Source organism: Candidatus Limnocylindrales bacterium, from assembly GCA_035571835.1.
GTDB lineage: Bacteria > Desulfobacterota > Binatia > UBA1149 > CAITLU01 > DATNBU01.
In genome coordinates, this window is record DATNBU010000041.1 from 1 (window position 1) to 21,853 (window position 21,853).

The window sequence follows — 21,853 nt, forward strand, 5'->3', positions numbered from 1 at the left end:
CGAAGGTCCGCCCGACCACAGGCTGCGCATGGCATCGACGGTTTCGCGCGTGCGCGCCGCTCGATCGTCGAAGGAGATGCCGAGCGCATCGAACTCTTCCTTGAGCCAGCCGACGCCGATTCCAAGCGTCACGCGCCCGCCCGACAGCACGTCGAGCGAAGCGACTTCCTTGGCGACGTAAGCCGGATGGCGCTGCGGAAGGATCAGCACGCCGGTTGCGAGCCGGATCTTCTTCGTGATCGCCGCTGCGTATGCGAGCGCAACGAACGGATCCGGGATCGGTGAGTTCTCGGGCCCCGGCATCTTTCCGCCCGGCGCGTACGGATACGTGGATTCGTAGTTGCGCGGAACGAAGACGTGCTCGACGGTCCATGCCGACTCGATGCCGGCGCTGTCGGCGCTCGTCATCAGGTGGGAGAACAGCTCCGGATTGGCGAACGGACCGGCGTTGGCGAACATGATTCCGTACTTCATCGGGGTCTGTCTCCTTGCGATGCCGGTCGTGCGAATCGTCTCAGCGCGGGGCCGGCAGCGCCGCGATCATTTCCTTGACGGCCTGCTCGATGTTGCGTGCGCCGCGTTCCGGACCCATGGCGACGGCGGTCCCCGTACCGCGGAAAACCATCTTCTTCGTCTTCATGTCCACGACGTCGAGAATCAGTGTGCCGTCCGGGTATGGCGTGGCATTGGAGAAGTTGGACGGTGCGCCGCTCCACGACGTGTACGCGCCGTATGCATAGGACCAGTTGCCTCCGAAGCTCGAGTCGGCCCGTTCCTGCGCGGAGATCTTGTCGGTCAGAAAGACGTGCCAGACGATCGCGAGGTCGGCCTCGGCGTCGGTTGCTTCGGCGACGCCGCGTGCGGCAAGCCCGCTGCGGATCGATTTGCGCAGCGCCATTTCGCACCACGTCGGCAGCTTGCGCCCATCGGGTCCCGGCGCGAGGGAATAGGTTTTGTACGTTCCGAATGCCGCAGAGTGATCGTAGCTGGTCGTCACGCTTACCGTCGAGCATGCGCTGAGCGTCGCGGCGGCGAGCAGGGAGACGAGTGTTCGGAAAGCTGCGTTCATGCGGACTGGACTATGCGTTTGGAGGGGAGTGCGCAACGCGGATCCCCTCTGCTGCCGACGTCGGCCTCCTTTTCCGAAGTGCGACGGCGTGGTATCGGGTGCAGATGCCGGCATTTCGCCTCGTTCTTGCGCTGTGGATGACACTTGGCACCGTCGTCTGCACCACGGCCCGGGCGCTCGCCATTGATTCGAGCGCAAGTGCTGTCTCCGCGAGGACCGCCACAACCGCCGGCAAGCATCTGCGCGTGCGCTACGAGCCGCGCCCCGACCCGATCCCGCTCGACGAACCATTCGCGATCCGCGTGTATGTCGAACCCGACGCGTCTTCGTCGACGCGGACGGCATCTCCGTCCGGGCGCCGCATCGAGGTTCGGGGCTGGATGCCCGAGCACCTGCACGGGATGCCGCTGGCGCCACTGGTCACTCCGGCCGGCGACGGCGTCTGGAACGTCGATGGAATGCTGCTCCACATGACCGGGCACTGGCAGCTTTTCATCGACGTGATGGACGATGACAAGCGCGACCGCGCGACATTCGACGTCGAGCTCCGTTGATGCACCGGCGGACCGCCGCGGCCTCGTTCGTGATCCTGGTTCTGTCGCAGAGTCCCGCAATCGGCGAGACGCCACCGTCTGCGGCATTCACGCCGGCGGAAATGGAAAAGATCCTGCGCCATTCTCCGCTGCCGCCGGTACCGGACGATCCGAGCAATGCCGTCGCGACGAGCCGGCGCGCAGCACGGCTCGGTCAGCGTCTGTTCTACGATACGCGCGGTTCGGCCTCGGGCATCGTGTCGTGCGCAACCTGCCACGACCCGAAACGGGACTGGAGCAACGGTCGGAACGTCGGAACCCTCGACGCGAGGTTTCCGAGAAACGTGCCGTCGCTCTGGAACATTGCCTACGGACGATGGTTCTTCTGGGACGGACGCGCCGATTCGATGTGGGCGCAGGCTCTCGGACCGATGGAAAATCCGGTCGAGATGAACGGGAACCGCCTCGGCTATGCGAGGCTCGTGCGCAACGACCGGCGATTGAAACGCAGGTACGAGCGGGTTTTCGGACCGTTGCCCGACCTCGACGACGCGCTCCGGTTCCCTCGCGTCGCGAAGCCGACGCCGCCGACTCCGGACGAACCGGCAAATCTCGCGTGGCTCGCGATGACGAAGGCGGATCGCGAGAGCATCGACCGCGTCTTCTCCAATCTCGGCAAGGCGATTGCGGCGTACGAGCGCGCATTGATCTCCACCGACTCGCCGTTCGATCGTTTCGTGAGAGACCTGCGTGCCGGAGCGGCCAGTCCCGGCGGGCTCGACGAATCCGCGCAGCGGGGGCTCAAGCTGTTCGTCGGGAAGGGCCAGTGCAGCATCTGTCACAGCGGCCCCAACTTTACCGATCGGGAATTTCATGACCTCGGACGGCCGTCCGGATACATGCGGCGCGATCCCGGCCGCGCCGGCGGCTATCGCCTGGTCGTGGCCGATCCATTCAACCGGCTCGGGTTATTGAGCGATTCGACCTCCGGAGCTCTGGTGCGTTTCGTCCCCGAGGCCGGCGGGCCGTCGACGCAGGCGATCGGTCAGTTCAAGACGCCCACGCTGCGCAGCGTCGCACAGACCGCGCCCTACATGCACGACGGCCGCATCACGACCCTCCGCGACGTTGCGGTCTTCTATTCGACCCTGGGCGGATCGATCTTCGGACACCGCGAGAGGATCCTCAAGCCGCTGCAGCTTTCGGGCGCGCAGATCGACGATCTCGTGTCGTTTCTGAATACGCTGACGGGCGCGCCCATCCGTCCGTCGCTTCTCGGACCGCCGCTCGGGCGACGGGCCGCGACACGACACAAGGAGTAACCGCGACCTCAGGTACATTTGAAGAGATGGCAGTCGCCGGAGACGCACCATACGTCTTTCCGACATCTCGCGCCGGTTTCCCGTTTGGCAAGGCACTCGTTGTCCACGGCGTTGATCGGCCAGCCCTTCTTGCAGAACTTGTCGCTGCCGCAGTCCTCGTCGTCGTCGCAGACGCACTTTCCCTTGACGGTACCGCACAGCCCGATGCCGCCGCACTTGAGACCGCTTTTGCATTCCTCGTCGAACTTGCATTCTCCCCCGAGCTCGACGGATTCCGGGCAGTAGCGCTGGAAGCACTTCTTCCCGTAGATTTCCTCACGGGTGCCGATGGGCACGTAGTCGTTGATGCCCGACACGTCCACGTCGTTGGCGAGGTCGGCCGGGCCGACGCGCGGGCCGGTCGGCTCTTCATCGCGTGCGCGCAGCCACATGCGCACGAATTCCTCTGCAGAGCGGTAGCGAAGAGGATCGACATCGGCGCCGAGGCCGAGTCTCTTCATGTCTTCCATGAGGTCGGGCAGCGAGCTGATATCGGCAACTCCAACCGTGTCGAAGCGCGTGCCCAGCCTGGCCTGATCGGATTGCGCCTGGCTCTGGCAGATTCCCTCCGCACGGAAGCCTGCCGAACAGGCGCCGTTGCGATTCGAGCGCGGCTTTCCCGGCAACGAGTTGTTGATGAAACGAGGCCGGGAGTGCATGGCCGGACCGTTCAGGTCGGTGCCGATCGACATCGGCACTTTGAGCCCGCGCAATCCGTAATCGTAGATCTGCGCGAAAGAGCGACTCGAGCCGGCGCAGTCATTGGCGACGCGCGGGGCGGCTACCGTCGCCGATGTGCTGTAGCTGCGAACCTCGGAAGGACTCGGGCGAATTCCGATGATGCCGCCAAGGCGACGGACACGCTGCACCATCCACGCGGGCACGGTGTATTCGGTGGCGTCTTCGGGCGAGACGATTTCGCGGAATCGCGTGTGCGAGAAATGCATCGGATAGTAACGATTGTCGCGCGCCTTCTCCCAAAGTCGACGCATCGCCCTCTCGGAGGTGTGCGAGATGTCGATGAGCATCTTCTTTTCCATCAGCGTATCGACCAGCATCTCTCCCGCGGGGGTCAGGCCGATCTCGTTTTTGCAGAAGTCGTCCGTCGGATCCTGGCACACGTTGAAGCCGTAAACGGTTTTGCCTGCGCAGTCCTCGTCCTGACACTCGAAGCTCGGGCCCTGGGGGTTGTCCATGAACTGGAGGAGCTGGGCAGTTTTGTCCGCCTGTGCGGCTCCGGAGAACGGACTGTCGGTCATGTGCACGATGTGCATCATGCTCACGCCCTTGATCCTGTAACTCTCCACGGCAGCCTGGATCTCCGGCAAGGTCGGCGGCGTGCTCACCATCCCGCCGAACAGGTCGGTGGTCTCGAAGGAAAGCACCAGCGCCAGTTTCTTCTGTGAGATGGCGAGCATCGCTTCCGCCGGAGTCGTTACGATCTGTACCCAGCTCTTCTTGTTCTGGCTCTGTGCGGCGGCCTCCTCTGCGGCGACGAACTCATTGGCATCCACGATCTGACGTTCGACGTCCGCATGCTCGTCGCCCATTTCCTTGCAGTTGTTTCCGGGGCTCGGGCCGATGAGCTCACAGAGGGCTGTCTGGCCGGTCAACTCGACGACCATCAGGCGGAAGCCGTTCTGCCATGCTTTGTAAAGGTCGTCCCGCCGTACGCGTTGATGAACGATGCTGTCCCAGCGGGTCCAGCCCGATGGTGATCTGTAGCGATCGAAATGCCGGCCGGAGTCGCCGGCCGATCCTTCGGTCTTCGAGAACATCTCCGACATGATTCGAGAGCCAAGAGCGTCGGCCAGGACCGACACGCCAAGAATCCCTGCAACCTGAAAGAATTTTCCCTTGTTCAGCTCGCACTGAGCCACCTTGTTCAGGATGGGCAGAATGGTGTGGATCGTACCGTGATCTCCGGCGTGTCCGCCGTCGCAGACCTGCTCGTTGAGAAGTCCCGGTCGCACCTTGCCGTACGTCCACCCGCCGCCAAAAGTTTCTTCTGCGAATGCGTGGACGTGGATATCGGCGTATCCCGTCAAGTTGACGTGATCCGGGAGCTGGTAGCGCTCGTCCGGAGGACAGGCGTCGCCGTCCGTACTGCCCGGAATGCACGACAGGTCGCACAGCTCGCCCATCGGGCCGGTCCCGTTGCACGGCAGGGCACGCGTTCCCCCGATCTGTTCGTCCGCCCCGCAAGGCAGGATCTGCCCGGGATCGAATGGCGGAACGGGAGTGGTTCCGCACGTTGCCGGATCGCGATCCTCGAAGACGCACTGGTGCGCCGTCGAGTAGCAGCGATCGAAAGTGCAGGGGTTCCCGTCGTCGCAGTCGCTGTCGTCTTCGCAGCAGGGACTGATGTTCTGGCCGCTGTCGGGGTCGATCTTCCACGTACCGAACGCCGGGCCATAGCGCATCTCGTGGACGCAGATCGTCTCCGGATCGGCCGTCGGTTCATCGGGCTCGGTTTCGGGAATGAACGTGACCCACTTGTCCAGGGTGCAGTAGATGTCGTCATCGCACGGTTCGGTGCGCGTGGACGGAACGCAAAGTTCCCTCGGAACGGCAATCGACAACGGCTGCGTACCGAACCTGTTGCTCACGTAGATGTCGTTGGTCGCACTCGGGCTTTTCGTCTTGACCGTCGGCCGGATCTGGTAGCACATCAGCATGTCGTCGGGATTGGACTCGGGATGGGCGACGGTGCCGGCCGGCATGCAGAGTCGTCGCGGCTTGAGCACGTTCACCAGATGATCGCCGAACTGATCTTCGATGTTCACACCGGCGATCGGCGTAAACGTGTTTCCGGCGGACAGCTTGACGCGGTAGCACTGGAACTCGTCGGTGGAATCCGACGTGTAGCCCGGGGTTGGAGCCGAGCCGAGCAGCTTCAGACTGGGAACCATCAGCAGGTCGGGTTTGAGCGCGTCGACGAAGATCGTACCGAACTGGTTCACGACCTGCTCGGAGATCGCAGGCTCGAACGGTACCTTGGCCTTGTAACCGGTGAGATGATCGACCTCGTTGGCAAGACCTTCGAAATTCTTCTCGGTTGGCGTGCACAACATCTGCGGCAGCGGTGACTCTGCGAACCCAGGACCGGCTGTTTTGTCGAACCGGGATTTGTAACACGTGAAATGGGCCGACCGGTTGCGAATCCTGAGGTCGTCGAACGCGGCGGTTGCACCGGATTCGCCTGCGACGGCGAACGCGACGGCAATCGTCGTCGTGAAGGGCCCGGCTCGGAAATGGAAACTTTCCGTCCGCCACGCCGTGCCTTGTGGAGTCACGAAGGCGTGCTGCTCGAGCGTGCTGTCCGCGGGGTCGATGTCGGCCGGTACGCCGCCGCAGCTGCTCGACGGACAATCCGAATCCTTGCCGCACAATGCACCGGCGCGAGAACCACCGCTGCAGAAACGCGCGCCGTCCATGTCCACGACTTCGACGATCGAGAGATTCGGATCCTCCCTGCACTCGGCAAGCGTCCCCGGACAGTCCAGGTTGGACACGCACGTATTGCCGTTGTTCGTCCCGCCGCGACAGACCGAATGGAGCTCGCCCTGCGCGTGCTGGAACGTCAGCGTGTAATCCGCGTCCGGCGTGACGTTGAACGTTGCGTAGATCCGGCCGGCACCGGTAACGCCAAACGGCCCCTTGATGCCGAGTGGCGCGCCGGCGTATGCGCCCGGGTCCGCCTGCAGCAGCGCGTAGAAACTGCCTTCCGCCGCGGGCGCGGCCAGCGTGGTCCTGATTCGCCTCACGCCACTGTTCGGCGTGCTGCGCTCGTTGGTCGCGTACCAGAGAAGTCCGTCGGCATCATTCGCGCTGAACGACAGTTCAGCAGTGTCGGGTCCGGTTTCGAAGCCGCTGCTGCCGACCTGCGCCGAGCCGGTCGTCGCGGAAATGACGGAGAGGGCGAGCAACCCCAGAACGTGAGCGCTTACGAGCTTCGTGATGCGCGGTCGGACCTCGGCAATGGCGCGGCACCCTGCGGAAAGAGACAAGCGGTTCTTGCTCACGGAATTCCTCCTTCGAACAATCGCGCGCGATAGCGAGGACTTGCGGTGTAGCGACCGATGTGGAGCAGGCAATCGCGAACGCGCACAGGAATGCGCTGGCGGGACTCTACGCCCCCGGCATCGGCCAACGCAAGAACTTTTGAAGTGACACTGCGCGCGGCAGCGATGCTCGAAAACTGCCGGGTGTGAACTGGATCATCTGTGAGCGAACGGAATCGAATCGACGATCGGACCTCTTCTACTCGGCACTGACCCTTCGGCCCGTGAACGTGTCCGTGATCGTTCCGCCCGCGTCCGTCGCAGGGTCGAGCGGATCCTCGCTGGCGGGATCGAAGAAGCGCAGCTCGAACGTGCCGTGGATCTCGGCGCACCGTTCGGAAAACGTCGAGACGGCATCCACGCGCGCAACCGAAGTCGGCGGAAACCCGCCGTCGATCGGGGAGGAATTGTAACTGAAGTCGACGAACGTGGAGCGGACCTGCTGGCCACGCCCCTGTTTCCACGCGCCGTATCCGTCGCCGAAGTGAAGCGCGCCCTGCGCCGAGCTCGTCGAGTGAATGGTGCCGCCTGTCGAGAAGCTCCACAGGCTCTGCGTGCCGCTGCCTTCCCGGACCAGATAGACCCCGGGGATGCAGCCACCGATTGCCGCGGCGCCGGCCGGAACGGCAAAGGCGAACAGCGACGTGGCGAGAAGGAAAAACGACGGGGTGCGATTGCGCATGGATCGAGGCCTCCGGAGCGCGGGTGTATCACTCGCGCTGCCGGCGGAGAAGGACGCCATCGCGGAGCCGGTCTCTTTGCGCATCACGCCGAGCGAAGCTCGAGGACCTGCGTTGACGCCGGCGTGCAGGGAGCGTTACTCGACATGCCACGGTGACCACGCCTGCTGGACGACGTCGATCGTTCCATCGCGCACGTCGGCGCTCCAGGCGGTGCGATCGTCTTCGCGCACGAAACGCAGATCGACGCGCGCGGCACCGACGGAGACTCCGTGCAGCTCGATTTCGGGAAGCCAGGAAGGAAGGGCGGGGTCGACGTACAGGTGTCCGGCCGGTGCATCGCCGCGCACGCCGAGGATCGCCTGCAGGAGGTGGAACACCGTCCCTGCAGCCCATGCCTGCGGCGCGTTGGCCTGCGGATAGAGCACCGGAAACGTCCCCGGCTGCCGCTCGACGCCGGCATAGAGCTCCGGCAGGCGATGGCTCATGAAGAAACTCGCGGCCTCCGAGATGTCGCGGGCCACGCTTGCCGCTTCGGCATGGAAACCGTAGCGCTTGAAGCCCATCGCGATGATGCCGTTGTCGTGAGGCCAGACCGATCCCCGCTGATACGAGAACGGGTTGTATGCCGGATGCCCGGCGGACAGCGTTCGAACGCCCCAGCCACTCCACATGTCGGGTTCGAGCAGGCGTTTGACCACCCGTTCCGCGCGGTCGGGGCGAACGATGCCGCTCCACAGACAGTGGCCGGGGTTCGATGCGATGCTCGTGACGGGCGCTTTGTCGGGATCGAGCGCGAACGCGTAGAACCCGAGCTCTTCGCACCAGAATTTCTCTTCGAATGCCAAGCGAAGGGCGGCAGCTTTTGCGCGCAGGTCGCCGGCGATCGCGCAGTCGCCGAGCATGTCGAAGACTTCCGCCATGCGCAGCCATGCGTCGAAGACGTAGCCCTGCAGCTCGCATAGCGCTTTGGGTTGCCTGACCTGACGGCCGTCGGCGTAGACGACCGCGTCGCCGGCGTCCTTCCACGCCATGTTCTCGTAGCCTTGTTGCGACCGCGTCCGGTATTCCTGGAAACCGTCACCATCCAGATCGCCGTAGCGGTCGATCCATTCGAGACACCGCATCGCGGTATCGCGATGCTCGCGCAGCAGGCTGTCGTCGCCGAGCCACTTCCACGTCTCGTGCAGCGCGATCAGATAGAGAGGCGTTGCATCGGCCGTCCCATAGTACGGGGTGTGCGGGATCAGCCGGAAATGCGCGAGCTCGCCGACGCGCAGCTCGTGCGGGATCTTGCCCGGCTCGGCATCGCGATGGTCGTCGATCTCGCTCGCCTGCAGCTCGGCCAGCTTCTTCAGCGTGCCGCGCGCCATGGCGGCGTGCACGATCATGCTCTGCAGGCTGGCGATGAGCGCATCGCGGCCGAATATCGCAACGAACCACGGCACGCCGGCGGCAGGCATGAGGTCGTCGCCCTGGTACAGGCGCAGTGCGGTCAGGTCCTCGACGGACTGGCGATAGAGACGGTAGATTTCCTCGTTGACGGTCGTGATTTTCGTCGCTGCACCGAGGCACTCGCGATAGAGGCGGTCCTGCTCGGTCTCTTCCTCGTGGTGATAGCACTCGCGTTCGAGCTCCTTCGATCCGTCGCGCTCGAGGAGGTAGTGGCAGCAGCTGTGCCACGCGGCTCCTGCCGCCAGCTCGATGTCGAATGTGATGCGGCCGTTCGCGTAGTGCGGCGTCGAGCCGCTGCTGCGCAGGCGGAATACGAGGCTGCGACGAAAGTCGCGGTTCACGTACGACGTCTCGAGCTCGGCGCGGCGCGGTCGCCATTCGGTGACGATCCGTCCGCGGCGTACGAGCTCGCCCGTCTTTACCTCGAACAGGTCGGCGAAGTCCGAGCGCATCGCGATCTCGAGGTTGAAGCGTACCGTGGCCTGTCCGTGGTTGATCAGGTCGAGGTCTTCGTGAATTCCTTCGCCGATTCCGCGGCTGATCGTGAGCGAGAGCGTTCCGGCAGGGATTCCGCCATCCTCGGTGGCGACGTGGCCGTTGGTCAGCACGATCCGGGTTGCATGGTACTTGGTGGCCGCTGACGTCAGCCGCTGCCACGGCACGCCGTTGGCGGAGATGGCGTAATAGGAAACGAAACGGGTATCGCCGCAGAAGATTCCCTGTTCGCTGCTGGTCTGAATCTCACCACCGAGGTCAGTGACCATGAAGGTGGCGCCGAAGTTGATGCTGAGCAGCGGCGGTCCGATGACGATCTCGACCGGCATCGGCTTCCGGTATCATGCGTGCGCCGGAGTTTCGCGGCGTGCTGTGACCCGTTTGCGGGCTTAGTGCGGCACTTCGATGATCTTCGGTCCCGATGGGTGACCGGAATCATCCGGCTTCTTCGCGTTGGGAGTGCCGGCGCCGTTTCCGGAAGACAGCGTGCAACCTGTCTTCGACGCCAGGTCGGCGAGCGATTGTTCGCCCGACTCGCGCGAGCCATCCGCGAAGATCCAGGTCGGATAGCCGTCGACGTGCGCAGCCGTGCATGCGTTCGCCGACGCGTCGTGATGGCCGTCGACCGAACACTCCACATAGCGGACGTGCTGCATCGCATCGCCGAGCGTCCGGCGCTGCGCGCTGCAGTGCGGACACCACGAAGCGCCGTAGAACGTCGCGCCTTTGCGCGCGAGGCAGCGGCCGAAGTCTTCGAGACTCGACGCGGAGGCTGGCCTTGTCGTCGCGATCGCGCTGATGCCGCCGATCAGCACGAAGGCGAGGGTGATCTGCACGCGTGACGCGGATCGAGCGCGGGGATGGTTCATCGCCGGATCATGGACGTTCGGTTGCTCCGTTGGAAATCACGCGAGCCGGTCACTGCGCGTCGTTGTGTCCGGAGCCGGTCGAACCGGCCGCCTGCAGCGGCGGAATGATCATGTCGCGGATCAGGTAAAGCGGTCGTGCCTTGGTCTCCATGAGCACCTGTCCCAGGTACTCGCCGATCAGGCCGAGGAACATCATCTGTGCGCCGCACAAGGCGGAGACAAGGATTGCCAGCGACGTCCAGCCGGGAATCGGCGCCTTGTAGAATCCGTGCATCACGCCGACGTATGCGCCGTAGGCAAACGCGAGCATCGAGACTGTAAAGCCGGCCAGTGTGGCCAGCCGCAGCGGCAGCCGGGAGAAGCTGAGAACGCCGGCGAGGCCGAGCGCGGCCATCCGCATCAGGCTGTACTTGGTCTGCCCGTGCTCGCGCGGCGCTTCGTCGTACGGAATCGAAACCTGGCGGAACCCGGCCCACGCGACGAGCCCGCGCAGCAGGCGGTCCTGTTCGCGCAGGTTGCGCGCGGCGCGCACGACCTTGGCGTCGAGCAGACGAAAATCCGGCGCGTCGTTGACCAGCGGCACATCCGACAGCTTGTTCAGCAGGCGGTAGAACGCGCGCGACGTCAGCCGCTTGAAGAGGCTTTCGACGCGCGACGGATTGCGTACGCCGTGCACTACCTCCGCCCCGTTCTCCCACGCGGCGAGGAAGCGCGGGATCACCTCCGGCGGCTTCTGGAGATCCGCGTCGAGCATGACGACGGCATCCGCGTCGGCCGCATCGAGGCCGGCAGTCAGCGCGGCCTGATGGCCGAAGTTGCGCGACAGGTGGATGACTCCGACGCGAGAATCCTCGGCCGTGAGCGCAGCGAGCACGATCGCGGAGTCGTCGTCACTGCCGTCGTTGACGACGAGCACGCGAACCCGGTACGGGAGCGGTGCCATCACCGCGAACACGCGATGCACCAGCGCCGGGAGCGACGCGGCTTCGTTGTAGGCCGGAATGACGATGTCGACTCTGCGCACGCCCGGCAGAGGTACCCGCCGGGTGGGAGGCGGTCAAAGCAGGCTCCCGGCAAAATTCCGCGCCAACCCTCTCGCTCACTGACAAAGCGTCAGTTACAACAATGTAGATAGAAATCGGGGCAGGCATGCGTGGGGCGCAGGCCTGCCGCGGACAGTCCGTTGTAACTGGGGGGCTTGGCGTGAGGGCGTTCGCGGACCGCAAGTCGCGCTCCCTTGCGTGCCCGAAAGGAGCGGCTCCGTGGACCTTCAAGCTCGTTCTCGCAACGTCGTCGTATCTATCTGTTTGCTCTTGGGTACCGTCGGTCCAGCCTCTGCCGGCGGCGAGCTCCTCGGCAGCGATCACGGCGGTCATTACTGGTTCCGTTTCTGCCAGGACCAGCCCGACGACACGCCTCTGCCTCCCGACCCGCGCTCGCTCGTCACTCCCACCACCGACAAGGCGGTGGCGTTCAATGTCGCGTGGTACTCGTGCATGGGACGCCAGCCGGCAACCTGCGGAGAGCTGCGCGAGCTTCGCGCCCTCGGCGGCCGACTGCTTCGCGGCGACGGCCTGCCGGGCGCCGGATGGGAGTTCAGCGGCGACCATTCGAGCAGCTCATGGTCGATCTCGTCGGACCAGTACAACTCGCTGTGGTTTCGATGGGGACTGCTCGAGCGGCCGGCCGACTATGACGAGCTCGTCGCCGAGCGCTACGGAACCCCGCTCAGCTCGGTGCGCAATCCGTACCCGCTCCCCGGCGAAGACCCGAACCTGACCGACGGCGGCTCCGGCCAGCTGCCGATGGCGCTTACGCAGACGCGCAATGCCGACGGATCGTGGACCGGCAACGTCGGCATCACATGCTCGGTCTGCCACAGCGGTCAGGTCGGAAATGCGGCCGACGGACCGGGCCTCGGACCTCTCAACGGCAACAACGGCCTGACCGACGTCAACCTGCTGCTCACCGAGATGGGAAGCGCGAGCAACGGATTCACGGTGATGAGCCTGAATCGCGTACGCGGCAGCGGCAACATCACCAACTTCCAGCTGTTCGGACTGCTCACATTGTTCGACTTCAACACGACGCTGCCGGGAATGGTCGAGAATCCGGGTCTGTGGACGTCGGGCAACACCGGAAGCGAAGACCCGCCGAACTGGTGGAACCTCGGACACCGGCCCGCGAAGTTCTACGACGCCGGCATGAGCAGCGATTCCACGCGCATCGAGCTGTCGTGGTACATGCCGGGCGCGGCGACGCCGAGCTTCCAGGAAGGCTACGACTGGATCAACGACCACGACTACGCAGCCAACACGTGGATGCTGAGCCTGACGTCGCCCGTCTACCCGATGGCGATCGACGAACGGCTCGCGAAAAAGGGCGCGAAGCTGTTTCACCGGCTCAACCTGTGGGACTCGAAGCGCGCCAATCCGGTGCCGCGTCCAGAAGGCGGCAACGGCTCATGCGCAAGCTGTCACGGCGCCTATTCGCCGCGCTTCGCAAAGAAGCCGCAGTTCCTCGCAACGCCGCTGCTGACGGGAATCGCGGCCAACGTGACGCCGATCGACATCATCAACACCGACCCGGCAAGAATGGACGGCAACAGCGAAGCCGTCGAAGGCGCGGCCGCCGCGAGCTGGTTCACGTACTACGGGCAGGACGGCTGCGCGGAGAAATACAACCTCATCGGATACCTGGCGCAGCCGCTGTACGGCGTGTGGGCCTCGGCGCCGTATTTCCACAACGGCTCGGTGCCGGACGTGTGGGGCGTTCTCAAGTCGTCGGACCGTCCGCTGTTCTGGCGCCGCCTGTCGAAGCCCGCGCGCGACGGAGTCGTCATGGGCTACGAGAGCGATCTCGCGCGCGGATACGACCCGGTAAAGCTCGGGTGGAAGTACGACGACCTCGCGTGCGGGTCGCCTGAGGTTACGCCGTATCTCGAGTGCGATCCGGCCGATCCGTTTGCGACGCCGCTCCTCGAATCGTGGATGTCGACGATGTTCGCGAACGGGTCCTTGTCCTGGAACATCCTCGGCACGGTGCTCGCGCCGACGCTGACGAACCAGCAAATCGAAGACCGCAAAATCTACAACACCCGCATGTACAGCCAGTCGAACAGCGGGCACGAATTCACCGACGTGCTGACGGACGACGAACGCACCGCCATCATCGAATACCTCAAGACACTGTGAAGCCAATGAAAACAACATCCGCTCTGTTTACGATTCTTCTGTCTGTTCTGGTCCACGCGTCCGCAGGCTACGCCTGCGATCCGGCTGCGGAGCCGAACAGGAGCGACATCGCCAGCGCCCGTGCGCTGATCGCGGCAAATTGCGACTGCTTCAACTCGACGCGACGCGATTACGCGCGCTGCGCGAAAGAGCAGGCGACTGCGGCATTGTCCGACAGCACGTGCCTTTCGTACGTGAAGCGGTGTTCCGCCCAGTCGACCTGCGGACGGCCCGGCGCGGTCACGTGCTGCGTGGCGACATCATCCGGGACGAAGTGCAAGATCGCGAGGGACACGGCGCGATGCGATGCGCTCGAGGGAACGGTGAGCGACTGCTCGAGCGTCTGCGACGGCTCTCCGCTGCCGGGTAGCGGCCCGAGCTGTTCGGCGAGTGAAGTCCGCGTGCTGTCGAACCGCGCCGATCTCGTCAGCAGCGGCGATGCGCTGGTCGAGGTCGTGATCCCCGCGGGCATCGATCCATCGACGGTTACGGTCGATGTCGACGGCGACGACGTCACCTCGAGTTTCGCGATGCGGCCGAACGGACGCTACGTGGGACTGCTGACCAACCTCGCGCTCGGACCGAACGTCGTGACGGCGCGCATGCCCGGCGCCGAGCGCGAGCTCACGATCACCAATCATCCGAGCGGTGGGCCGATCCTTTCCGGTCCCCAGATCCAGCCGTGGATCTGCCAGGCAGATGCGGTCGACGCGCAGTGCAACCAGCCGGCAAGCTACACGTACCTCTACAAGTCGAGCGATCCGACCAAGCAGGGATTGCAGTCGTACGACCCGGAGAGCCCTCCGACCGACGTCGCCGATACGACCACCGACCGCGGCGTGACGGTGCCGTTCATCGTCCGTCTCGAGACCGGCTATCAGGACCGCGACCAGTACCAGATCGCGACGCTGTTCCAGCCGAACCAGCCGTGGACGCCGTGGGAACCGCAGCCGCAGTGGAATCACAAGCTGCTGATCATGCACGGCGCGTCGTGCGGCGTGGAACATCAGACCGGATCAGCTCCTGGCGTTACGACTGGTGCGACCGTCGCCGATACCGCCGGCACCGCCGAGTACGCGCTCGGTCTCGGCTACGCGACGATGTCGACGGCTCTCGACAACAGCGGCCACAACTGCAACGTCGCCGTGCAGGCCGAATCGCTGATCATGGCGAGGGAACGTCTCGTCGAAGAGCTCGGCGAACTCGACTACACGATCGGTGCCGGCTGCTCGGGCGGCTCGCTCGCTATCCAGTGGATCGGCAATGCGTATCCGGGATTCTACCAGGGCATTCTGCCGAGCTGCTCGTTCCCCGACGCGTGGGGCACCGCAACGCAGTTCCTCGATTACCACCTGACGCTTGCGTACTTCACCGATCCGTCGAAGTGGGGACTCGGCATCGCATGGCTGCCGTCGCAGATGGCGGACGTGCAGGGACACATCTCGATCGTCAACTCGGAAGTCAGCGATGCGGCGCAGTTCCACGTGGCGGTTCCGACCGATCCGTGCGCCGGCGTCAGCGACGCCGAGCGCTACGATCCCGTGACCAATCCGGGCGGCGTACGCTGCGACATCCAGGACGCCGCCATCAGCATTCTCGGCCCGCGTCCGCCGGCCGACTGGTCTGCGAACGAGCAGGCGCTCGGCCACGGATTCGCCGGGGTTCCGATCGACAACGTCGGCGTGCAGTACGGGCTGACGGCGCTGCAGCAGTCGCTGATCACGCCGTCGCAGTTCGTCGACCTCAACGAGAAGATCGGCGGGCTCGACGTCGACGTCAATCCGATTCCGCAGCGCATCGCCGCGACCAGGCCGGCGCTTGCCAACGCGTACCGCAGCGGCCTGATCAACGAGGGCAACAACCTCGACCAGACCGCGATCATCGACTGCCGCGGACCCGATCCCGGCGCGTTCCACGATGCGTATCGTGCGTTCGCGATGCGGGCGCGGCTCGATCGCGAGCACGGCACGCACGCCAACCAGCTGATCTGGGAAGGGCCGGTCGCGCTGTTCGCCGACGCGCAGTGCGTGAAGAACAGCTTCATCGCGATGGACCGGTGGCTGACGGCCGTCAAGGCGGACAGCACCGACAAGCCGCTCGCACAGAAGATCATCGACGACAAGCCCGCCGACCTTACCGATCGCTGCTACGACGGTGCAGGCGACAAGCTGACCGACGATCTTTGCGGCGAGGCGGTCGTGACGACGTTCCGCACGCCGCGCATGGTGGCCGGCGACGCGCTGACGACCGACACCAACAAGTGCCAGCTTAAGCCGCTCAGTCGGAGCGACAACTACGGGCCGATCCCGTTCATGGATTCGGAATGGGCACGGCTGCAGGCGGTGTTCCCGGACGGCGTCTGCGACTTCTCGAAGCCCGGCGTCGATCAGCAGGGAACGATTCCGTGGCAGACGTATCAGGACGACGCCGCCGGCGGCGCGGTCATCTATGGTGGAAGACCGCTCGGTGATGCGCCGGTGTCGGAGTAGCTGCTGAAAAGGGGACAGGTACATTTACGCAGCGCGTAAATGTACCTGTCCCCATTTTTTTTCCGTAGTTATTTCGCGGCGGCGCGGCGGCCGGCTTCGCGGCCGAAGAACGTTGCGTCGCCGAGCGAGATGCCGCTGCAGTAGCCGTAGGCTGCGATGCCCGACGTCGTGCGTCCTGCTGCGAACAGGCCGGCGATCTCGTTGCCATCCGGATCGAGCACCTCGCCGGTTGGCTTCGTGTGCAGGCCGCCGAGCGTGAACGTCGCCCACAGCACTTTGTCCGGGCGGCAGTCGATGACCGCAAAAGGCGGCTCGACGAGCGGCTGCACGAGGGCAGGCACCTTGTGGAACGCGGGATCTTCGCCGCGCACGGCAAATCGATTGTAGTACTCGACGGTCGCCTGCAGCGATCCTTCGGGAAAGCCGGCACTCCGTTCGAGCTCTTCGATGGTCTCCTCGACGAACGTCGCCTCGAAGCCGAGCGCGTTGCGTTCGTAGATCGCGTTGTCGACGACCAGGAACACCTGCCCGTCGTGGCGGAACAGCGCTTCCTGTCCGACGCGCCCGTAGTAGGTGTCCTCGTTGATGAAGCGCTGGCCGTGGCGATTGACGACGATGCCGCGCACGAGCCGGCGCGGCGGCGTCAGCGGCAGCGCGACCTCGGCGGCGTCCATGCGGATCGCGTCGGCGCCCACCGCCATCGCCATGCGGATCGCCAGGCCGTCGTCGCCGTCGACGCCGAGCTTGAAGCTGCACGCGGCGATGCGCGGCTGGTGCCGCGCGACCATCTCCTCGTTCTTGACGAACCCTCCGGCGGTGAGCACGACGCCGCGCCGCGCACGCACCACGCGATCATGTCCATCGTGACGGACGACGATGCCCGCCACGCTGCCGTCGTCCTCGACGATCAGTGCATCGGCGCGTGCGTCGCAGACGATCGCTGCACCGCTTCGCTCGGTTGCCGCGACGAGCTTCTGCATCAGGAAGCCGCCGGCCGCCGCCGGATGCTGCGGCTTGTGCGCGCGCGGAGCCGGCTTCGCGATGCGGTCGAACGGATGACCGTCCTCGCCGCCGGAGAAGACCAGGCAGTCGTCGGTCGGCGCTTCGAGCCCGGGCTCCGGATAGAAGCTTCGCTTGAACGGAACGCCGTGCGCCTCGAGCCAGTGGAAGTGCGACACGCTTTCGTCGCAGAACAGGCGGATCTTGGACTCGTCGGGCTCGGGCCCGAGCGCGGCCATGAGGAAGCCGAACATTTCGTCGGGAGAGTCCTCGTAGCCGCAGGCCTGCTGCACCGGAGTACCGCCGCCCATGTAGATGAGGCCGCCCGACATGGCCGACGTTCCGCCGCCGCCGCCGGATCTCTCGAGCACGAGCACGTCGGCGCCCGTTTCGGCGGCTTCGATCGCCGCGCACGCTCCGGCCGCGCCGAAGCCGACCACGACGACGTCGGTTTCGTTGTCCCACGCGGCGACGTCCCGCGCGCGCCGCGCCGCCGAGGCGCTCGTCTGCTGTTTCATCGTCATCGGCTGTTCGCCCGGTCCGGCCGGCGCGCCGTTGTAGAGGAAGATCGCAGATCTCGCGAGAAGCGATGCGCACGGCGCCGGCGTGCGCGCGTTGCCTCGGAGCGACGGCCCGGGCAAAGGAGAGCCCCATGATTCTCGATCGATTTCGGCTCGACGGAAAAGTCGCCATCGTAACCGGCGCAAGTGCAGGAATTGGCCGCGGCAGCGCGCTCGGGCTCGCCGAGGCCGGTGCGCACGTCGTGATCGCGGCCCGCACCGCGTCCACTCTCGACGATGCCGCCGCGGAGATCGCCGGCACCGGCGCACGCGTGCTGCCGATCGTCACCGACGTCAACGACGCCGCCCAGCTCGGACGGTTGGCCGACGCCGCGATCGCCGAGTTCGGCCGCATCGACATCCTCGTCAACAACGCCGGGGGTACGGCGCCGGGACCCGCGCTGTTCCTCGATCCGGACGACCTCGCCGCGTCGTTCCACTTCAACGTCGGTACGGCGCTGCAAATGTCCAAACTCTGTGCGCCGCACATGATCGCTGCAGGCGGCGGGTCGATCGTGAACATCTCGAGCGCGATGTCGTACATGGTCGAGCCGGGCTTCGTCGCCTACGGCGCGGCCAAGGCAGCGCTGTCGCACATGACGCGTCTTCTTGCGTGCGAATGGGCGCCTCACATCCGCGTGAACGCGCTCGCGGTGGGCGCGACCGAGACCGAGGCGCTCGGTATGTTTCTGAACGCGTCGCCGACCGTGCGCGATGACATGATCGCGATGACGCCGATGGGCCGCCTCGGCACGCCCGAAGACATTGCGCTCGGCGTGCTCTATCTCGCGTCTCCCGCCTCGAGCTGGATCACCGGCAAGGTCTACGAGATCGACGGCGGCACGGTCGCATCGAACTGGCCGATGAAGATGCCGAGCGGGCTCTGAAGCGGAATCACGCGGCCGTGCGATCGTGAGCAGCATCGGGAACGCGGGAAGAAGACGGCGCGGGACGGCGTTGTCCGCCCCGTCCGCGTTGTCCACGTTGCCCATGCGCGCTGCATGCATCGCAGCCGCGATGAACCTCATCCTGATCACGGGCCTGCCGGGGAAAGCTGCAGCCGCAGCCGCTTCCAGAAGCGCAACGGCTTCCACGAGCGCAACTTCTGCAAAAGATCCGCAGCATACCGAGGCGCAGCGCCTTCCGGGTTTCCAGGGGCGTACGCTCGACGGCAAGACGCTGTCGACCGCATCGTTCTCCGGCAAGCGGCTGCTGCTGCTGTGCTTCAATCCCGGCATCGCGCAGTCGGCGGCGTATGCGCAGGCGCTTGCGAACCTTGCGCCCGAGCGAAGCCGCAACAACTTCGAGATCGCCGGCGTTGCGATGGGGCTCGATCCCGCGGACGCGCGCGCATTCGCCGCGAAGCTCAAGCTCGACTTCCCGATCTTCGACGACTCGGACGCGACGATCGCGGGCGGCCTCGGGCTGCAGGCTCCGGTGGTCCTGCTTGGCGTCGACGCCGAAGGTCGCGTCGGCATGGCGATGCTCGGCTTCGAGCACGAGCAGGAGATCCCGGCGGTTGCCGTTGAAGATCACGTCCGCGAGTTCCTGCGGCTTCCTCGCGCTGACACCGTAACCGGCGGCGCGCTCGATCCGCGGCCGAAAGCGCCGCCGTTCGATGCCGAGCGTCTGAGCGGAGGCGACCGCTTCCGGCTATCCGATCTGTCGGGCAAGCCGGTGGCGCTGGTGTTTTTCATGCCGACCTGTCCGCACTGCCGCGATGCGCTGCGTTTCTTCAAGGGCGAGCTTGCGCGCATGCCCGAGAAGAATCGTCCGGTGCTGGTCGGAGTATCGATGGACAGCCGCGCGTACTCGGTCGAATCCACGCTTGCGGAAGAGAAGCTCGACTTCTTTCCGGTGCTGCTCGATGCGGACCGCAGGATTGCCTCGGCCTACGGTTCGTTCGCGGGAGTTCCCGACATCGTCCTGATCGATGCGACGGGGCGTATCGCGTTCCGGAGCAAAGGATGGAGCGAGGAGCCCGACGCAAGACTGATGCGGATGCGCCTTGCGCGCCTGGCCGGCGCCGAAGTGCCGATGCTGCTCGACTCGCACGGATTCAGCGGCAACGACACGTGCGCCATCTGCCATACGATGGAAGCGGCCGCGTGGAAGTACACCGAACACTCGGTCGCATTCGACACGCTCGTGACGCGCGGAGCAGATCACGATCCGAAATGCGTCGGCTGCCACGTCGTCGGCTTCGGCCAGGCCGGCGGGTACTCCGAAGCCGCGCGCCAGCAGAACCTCGAGAACGTCGGATGCGAGACGTGCCACGGCAAGGGCGGCGGACATCTGGACGCGCGATCGAAAACCGCCGGCGGGGCGGCGGCGGTCGACTATCGGTCCGCCTGCAAAGGCTGTCACGACCCGCAGCATTCGCTCGGCTTCGAGTACGAGAAGTTCCTGCCGAAAGTCTCGCACGCGGCCATCGCCGCGCTCAGCGACGCGGAGCGAGAGAAGCTGATCGCCGGACGAAACCGTCCGCGTGACCTGCTGCCGACGGGGTCGGCCGTCGTCGGCTCATCGGCGTGCAAGACCTGCCACGAGCATGAATACTTCCTGTGGTCGACGACGGCCCACGCGCGCTCGGTCGAAAGCCTCCGAAAGGAGCGCAAGGAATCGAAGGCCGAGTGTCTTCGCTGTCACGTGACGGCCTACGGGCGCCCCGGCGGTTTTCCCGACGGCGAGCCGGTGCGTGCGCACGAGGATCTCGCACGCGTCGGTTGCGAGTCCTGCCACGGCGCGGGGGCCGAGCACGTGAAGAGCGGCGGCAAGCAGCTTGCCGGCATCGTAACGCTCGGCGACAAGTGCGACTCGTGCGTGATCCTGCAGATCTGCGGCGGGTGTCACGACGACGCGAACGATCCCGACTTCCGCTTCAACGTGACCCGCAAGATCGATCTCCAGCACCACGGGCGGGCGCCTGCGGTGCCGGAACGATCCGTTGATACGACGCGCGATACGAGCAGCGCCGCGACCAGCGCCGGCAACTAGGCCGGCGCAGGGCACGACAGCGTCAGCGCACCGCCGACGGCTTTCTTCAGGATCGCAAGCGCATCGGATGCTGCAACCGAGCCGTTGGCGTTGACGTCGCACACCGTCACGTCACAGACTTTGGCCGAGACCGCGGACTGCAGCGCGAACAGCGCGTCGGTTGCGGTCACCGTGCCGGAATCGTTCGGATCTCCGCACGCGAGCGCATCGCATCCTGCGTCGCAGTATTCGCCCGGAGCCCAGGTCGTATCGCCGTCGTCGCAGGTCTCTCCCGCAGACGTGATGCCGTCGCCGCATGCGACAGCCACTGCGCAGTCGGCGTCGTCCTGGTCGTAGACACCGTCGCCGTCGTTGTCGAGACCGAACAGACCGAACCTGTTCTCGTTGCCGGGTGATGCGGCTGCGTTGCACGGATCGACGGGCTTGCTCGCATGCGCGGAGTCGGGCGTGAAGTAATACGGAGGCTTTTCGTCTTCGCCGGCCGGCGCGCCGTCGCTGTGGCAGTCGGCGCAGTCGCTGATGCCGGCGTTCGCATGATGCAGCCGCAGGCCGGCGCCCATTCCGCAGTTGGCCGGATCGATCGTCGTGCTGTTGCCGGTGACGCACTCGCCGGTCGCATCGGCCGCGCGCCCGTGACAGCCGAGGCACGAGACCGGGCTGTATCCGGATATGCCGGCCGAAAGGCCGATGTAGACCGGGCTTCGCGGAGTTCCCGCCGGCGGCTGGTGGCAGACGTTGCACGTACCGCTGCCCATGAACGCGCTGTGGCCGGTCATGAGATTCGTGCCCCAGCTCGTTCCGTCCGAATCGGAGACGTACGTGCCGGAGTTGAACTCGCCGTGGCAGCCGGCGCAGCCCGACCACGTCGCATAGGCATGGGCGGACGGAACCCACGTCGCGAACGCCAGATGAGCGACCACTACGGCCGCGCCGACACGAAGGCAGTTCTCTAAATTCGTTTTCATTTCCGCTCTCCCTTGCTTCCTGTTCGCCGTCGCATCTGCATCAGACATCGCCTGCGGGAGCCCGATCCCGGGCCGCCGACCTTG

Annotated in this window: 15 protein-coding genes; 6 read left to right on the plus strand and 9 right to left on the minus strand. The window is 65.4% G+C overall.

What is annotated here, in order from left to right; all coding sequences use genetic code 11:
* Window positions 1-474, minus strand: a 474-nt coding sequence (locus VN634_19330; GenBank protein ID HXC53048.1) for an LLM class flavin-dependent oxidoreductase, incomplete at its 3' end; no start/stop codon positions are given.
* Window positions 475-514: 40 nt separating this feature from the next.
* Window positions 515-1,069, minus strand: coding sequence for a DUF4136 domain-containing protein (locus VN634_19335; protein HXC53049.1), 555 nt, complete (start codon window positions 1,067-1,069; stop codon window positions 515-517).
* 104 nt (window positions 1,070-1,173) lie between these two features.
* Between VN634_19335 and VN634_19340 the strand changes: the two genes are divergently transcribed.
* Both VN634_19340 and VN634_19345 read left to right on the plus strand, forming a co-directional pair.
* Window positions 1,174-1,623: a hypothetical protein gene (locus VN634_19340; GenBank protein HXC53050.1), complete on the plus strand. Its 450-nt coding sequence runs from the start codon at window positions 1,174-1,176 to the stop codon at window positions 1,621-1,623.
* Complete coding sequence (locus VN634_19345) at window positions 1,623-2,924, plus strand: cytochrome c peroxidase (protein ID HXC53051.1); 1,302 nt, start codon at window positions 1,623-1,625, stop codon at window positions 2,922-2,924. The genes VN634_19340 and VN634_19345 overlap by 1 nt, the downstream gene beginning before the upstream one ends.
* Window positions 2,925-2,932: 8 nt before the next feature.
* Here VN634_19345 and VN634_19350 read toward each other — a convergent pair whose 3' ends face one another.
* The 5 genes from VN634_19350 to VN634_19370 all read right to left on the minus strand — a co-directional run bounded on the left by VN634_19350 (window position 2,933) and on the right by VN634_19370 (window position 11,550).
* A complete protein-coding gene (locus VN634_19350; protein ID HXC53052.1) occupies window positions 2,933-6,988 on the minus strand; it encodes a membrane dipeptidase in 4,056 nt (1,351 codons plus the stop codon).
* Window positions 6,989-7,226: 238 nt separating this feature from the next.
* The gene (locus VN634_19355) at window positions 7,227-7,709 is read right to left on the minus strand and encodes a hypothetical protein (GenBank protein HXC53053.1); all 483 of its coding nucleotides are present in this window, start codon (window positions 7,707-7,709) and stop codon (window positions 7,227-7,229) included.
* 135 nt (window positions 7,710-7,844) lie between these two features.
* Window positions 7,845-9,986 carry a glycogen debranching N-terminal domain-containing protein gene (locus VN634_19360; protein HXC53054.1) on the minus strand — a complete coding sequence of 714 codons (2,142 nt, stop codon included), beginning with the start codon at window positions 9,984-9,986 and terminating at the stop codon, window positions 7,845-7,847.
* Between the two features lie 60 nt (window positions 9,987-10,046).
* Window positions 10,047-10,526, minus strand: coding sequence for a hypothetical protein (locus VN634_19365; protein ID HXC53055.1), 480 nt, complete (start codon window positions 10,524-10,526; stop codon window positions 10,047-10,049).
* Between the two features lie 49 nt (window positions 10,527-10,575).
* Window positions 10,576-11,550 (minus strand): glycosyltransferase family 2 protein, encoded by a 975-nt coding sequence (locus tag VN634_19370; GenBank protein ID HXC53056.1) that lies wholly within the window; start codon window positions 11,548-11,550, stop codon window positions 10,576-10,578.
* A 289-nt stretch (window positions 11,551-11,839) separates the two neighbouring features.
* On the opposite strand from VN634_19370, the gene VN634_19375 reads away from it, so the two are divergent.
* Together VN634_19375 and VN634_19380 are read left to right on the plus strand one after the other, a co-directional pair.
* Window positions 11,840-13,720 (plus strand): hypothetical protein, encoded by a 1,881-nt coding sequence (locus VN634_19375; protein ID HXC53057.1) that lies wholly within the window; start codon window positions 11,840-11,842, stop codon window positions 13,718-13,720.
* A 5-nt stretch (window positions 13,721-13,725) separates the two neighbouring features.
* The gene (locus tag VN634_19380) at window positions 13,726-16,248 is read left to right on the plus strand and encodes a DUF6351 family protein (GenBank protein ID HXC53058.1); all 2,523 of its coding nucleotides are present in this window, start codon (window positions 13,726-13,728) and stop codon (window positions 16,246-16,248) included.
* 68 nt (window positions 16,249-16,316) lie between these two features.
* On the opposite strand, the gene VN634_19385 is transcribed toward VN634_19380, so the two are convergent.
* Window positions 16,317-17,771 (minus strand): FAD-dependent oxidoreductase, encoded by a 1,455-nt coding sequence (locus VN634_19385; protein ID HXC53059.1) that lies wholly within the window; start codon window positions 17,769-17,771, stop codon window positions 16,317-16,319.
* Window positions 17,772-17,899: 128 nt separating this feature from the next.
* Here VN634_19385 and VN634_19390 point away from each other — a divergent pair, with 128 nt between their 5' ends.
* Both VN634_19390 and VN634_19395 read left to right on the plus strand, forming a co-directional pair.
* On the plus strand, window positions 17,900-18,694 hold the full coding sequence (locus VN634_19390) for a glucose 1-dehydrogenase (GenBank protein HXC53060.1): 795 nt from the start codon (window positions 17,900-17,902) through the stop codon (window positions 18,692-18,694).
* A gap of 130 nt (window positions 18,695-18,824) precedes the next feature.
* Window positions 18,825-20,804 (plus strand): multiheme c-type cytochrome, encoded by a 1,980-nt coding sequence (locus VN634_19395; GenBank protein ID HXC53061.1) that lies wholly within the window; start codon window positions 18,825-18,827, stop codon window positions 20,802-20,804.
* Here the strand turns inward: VN634_19395 and VN634_19400 are convergent.
* A complete protein-coding gene (locus tag VN634_19400) occupies window positions 20,801-21,769 on the minus strand; it encodes a dockerin type I domain-containing protein (GenBank protein ID HXC53062.1) in 969 nt (322 codons plus the stop codon). The two genes, VN634_19395 and VN634_19400, sit on opposite strands and share 4 nt — an antisense overlap.
* Window positions 21,770-21,853: the final 84 nt, after the last annotated feature.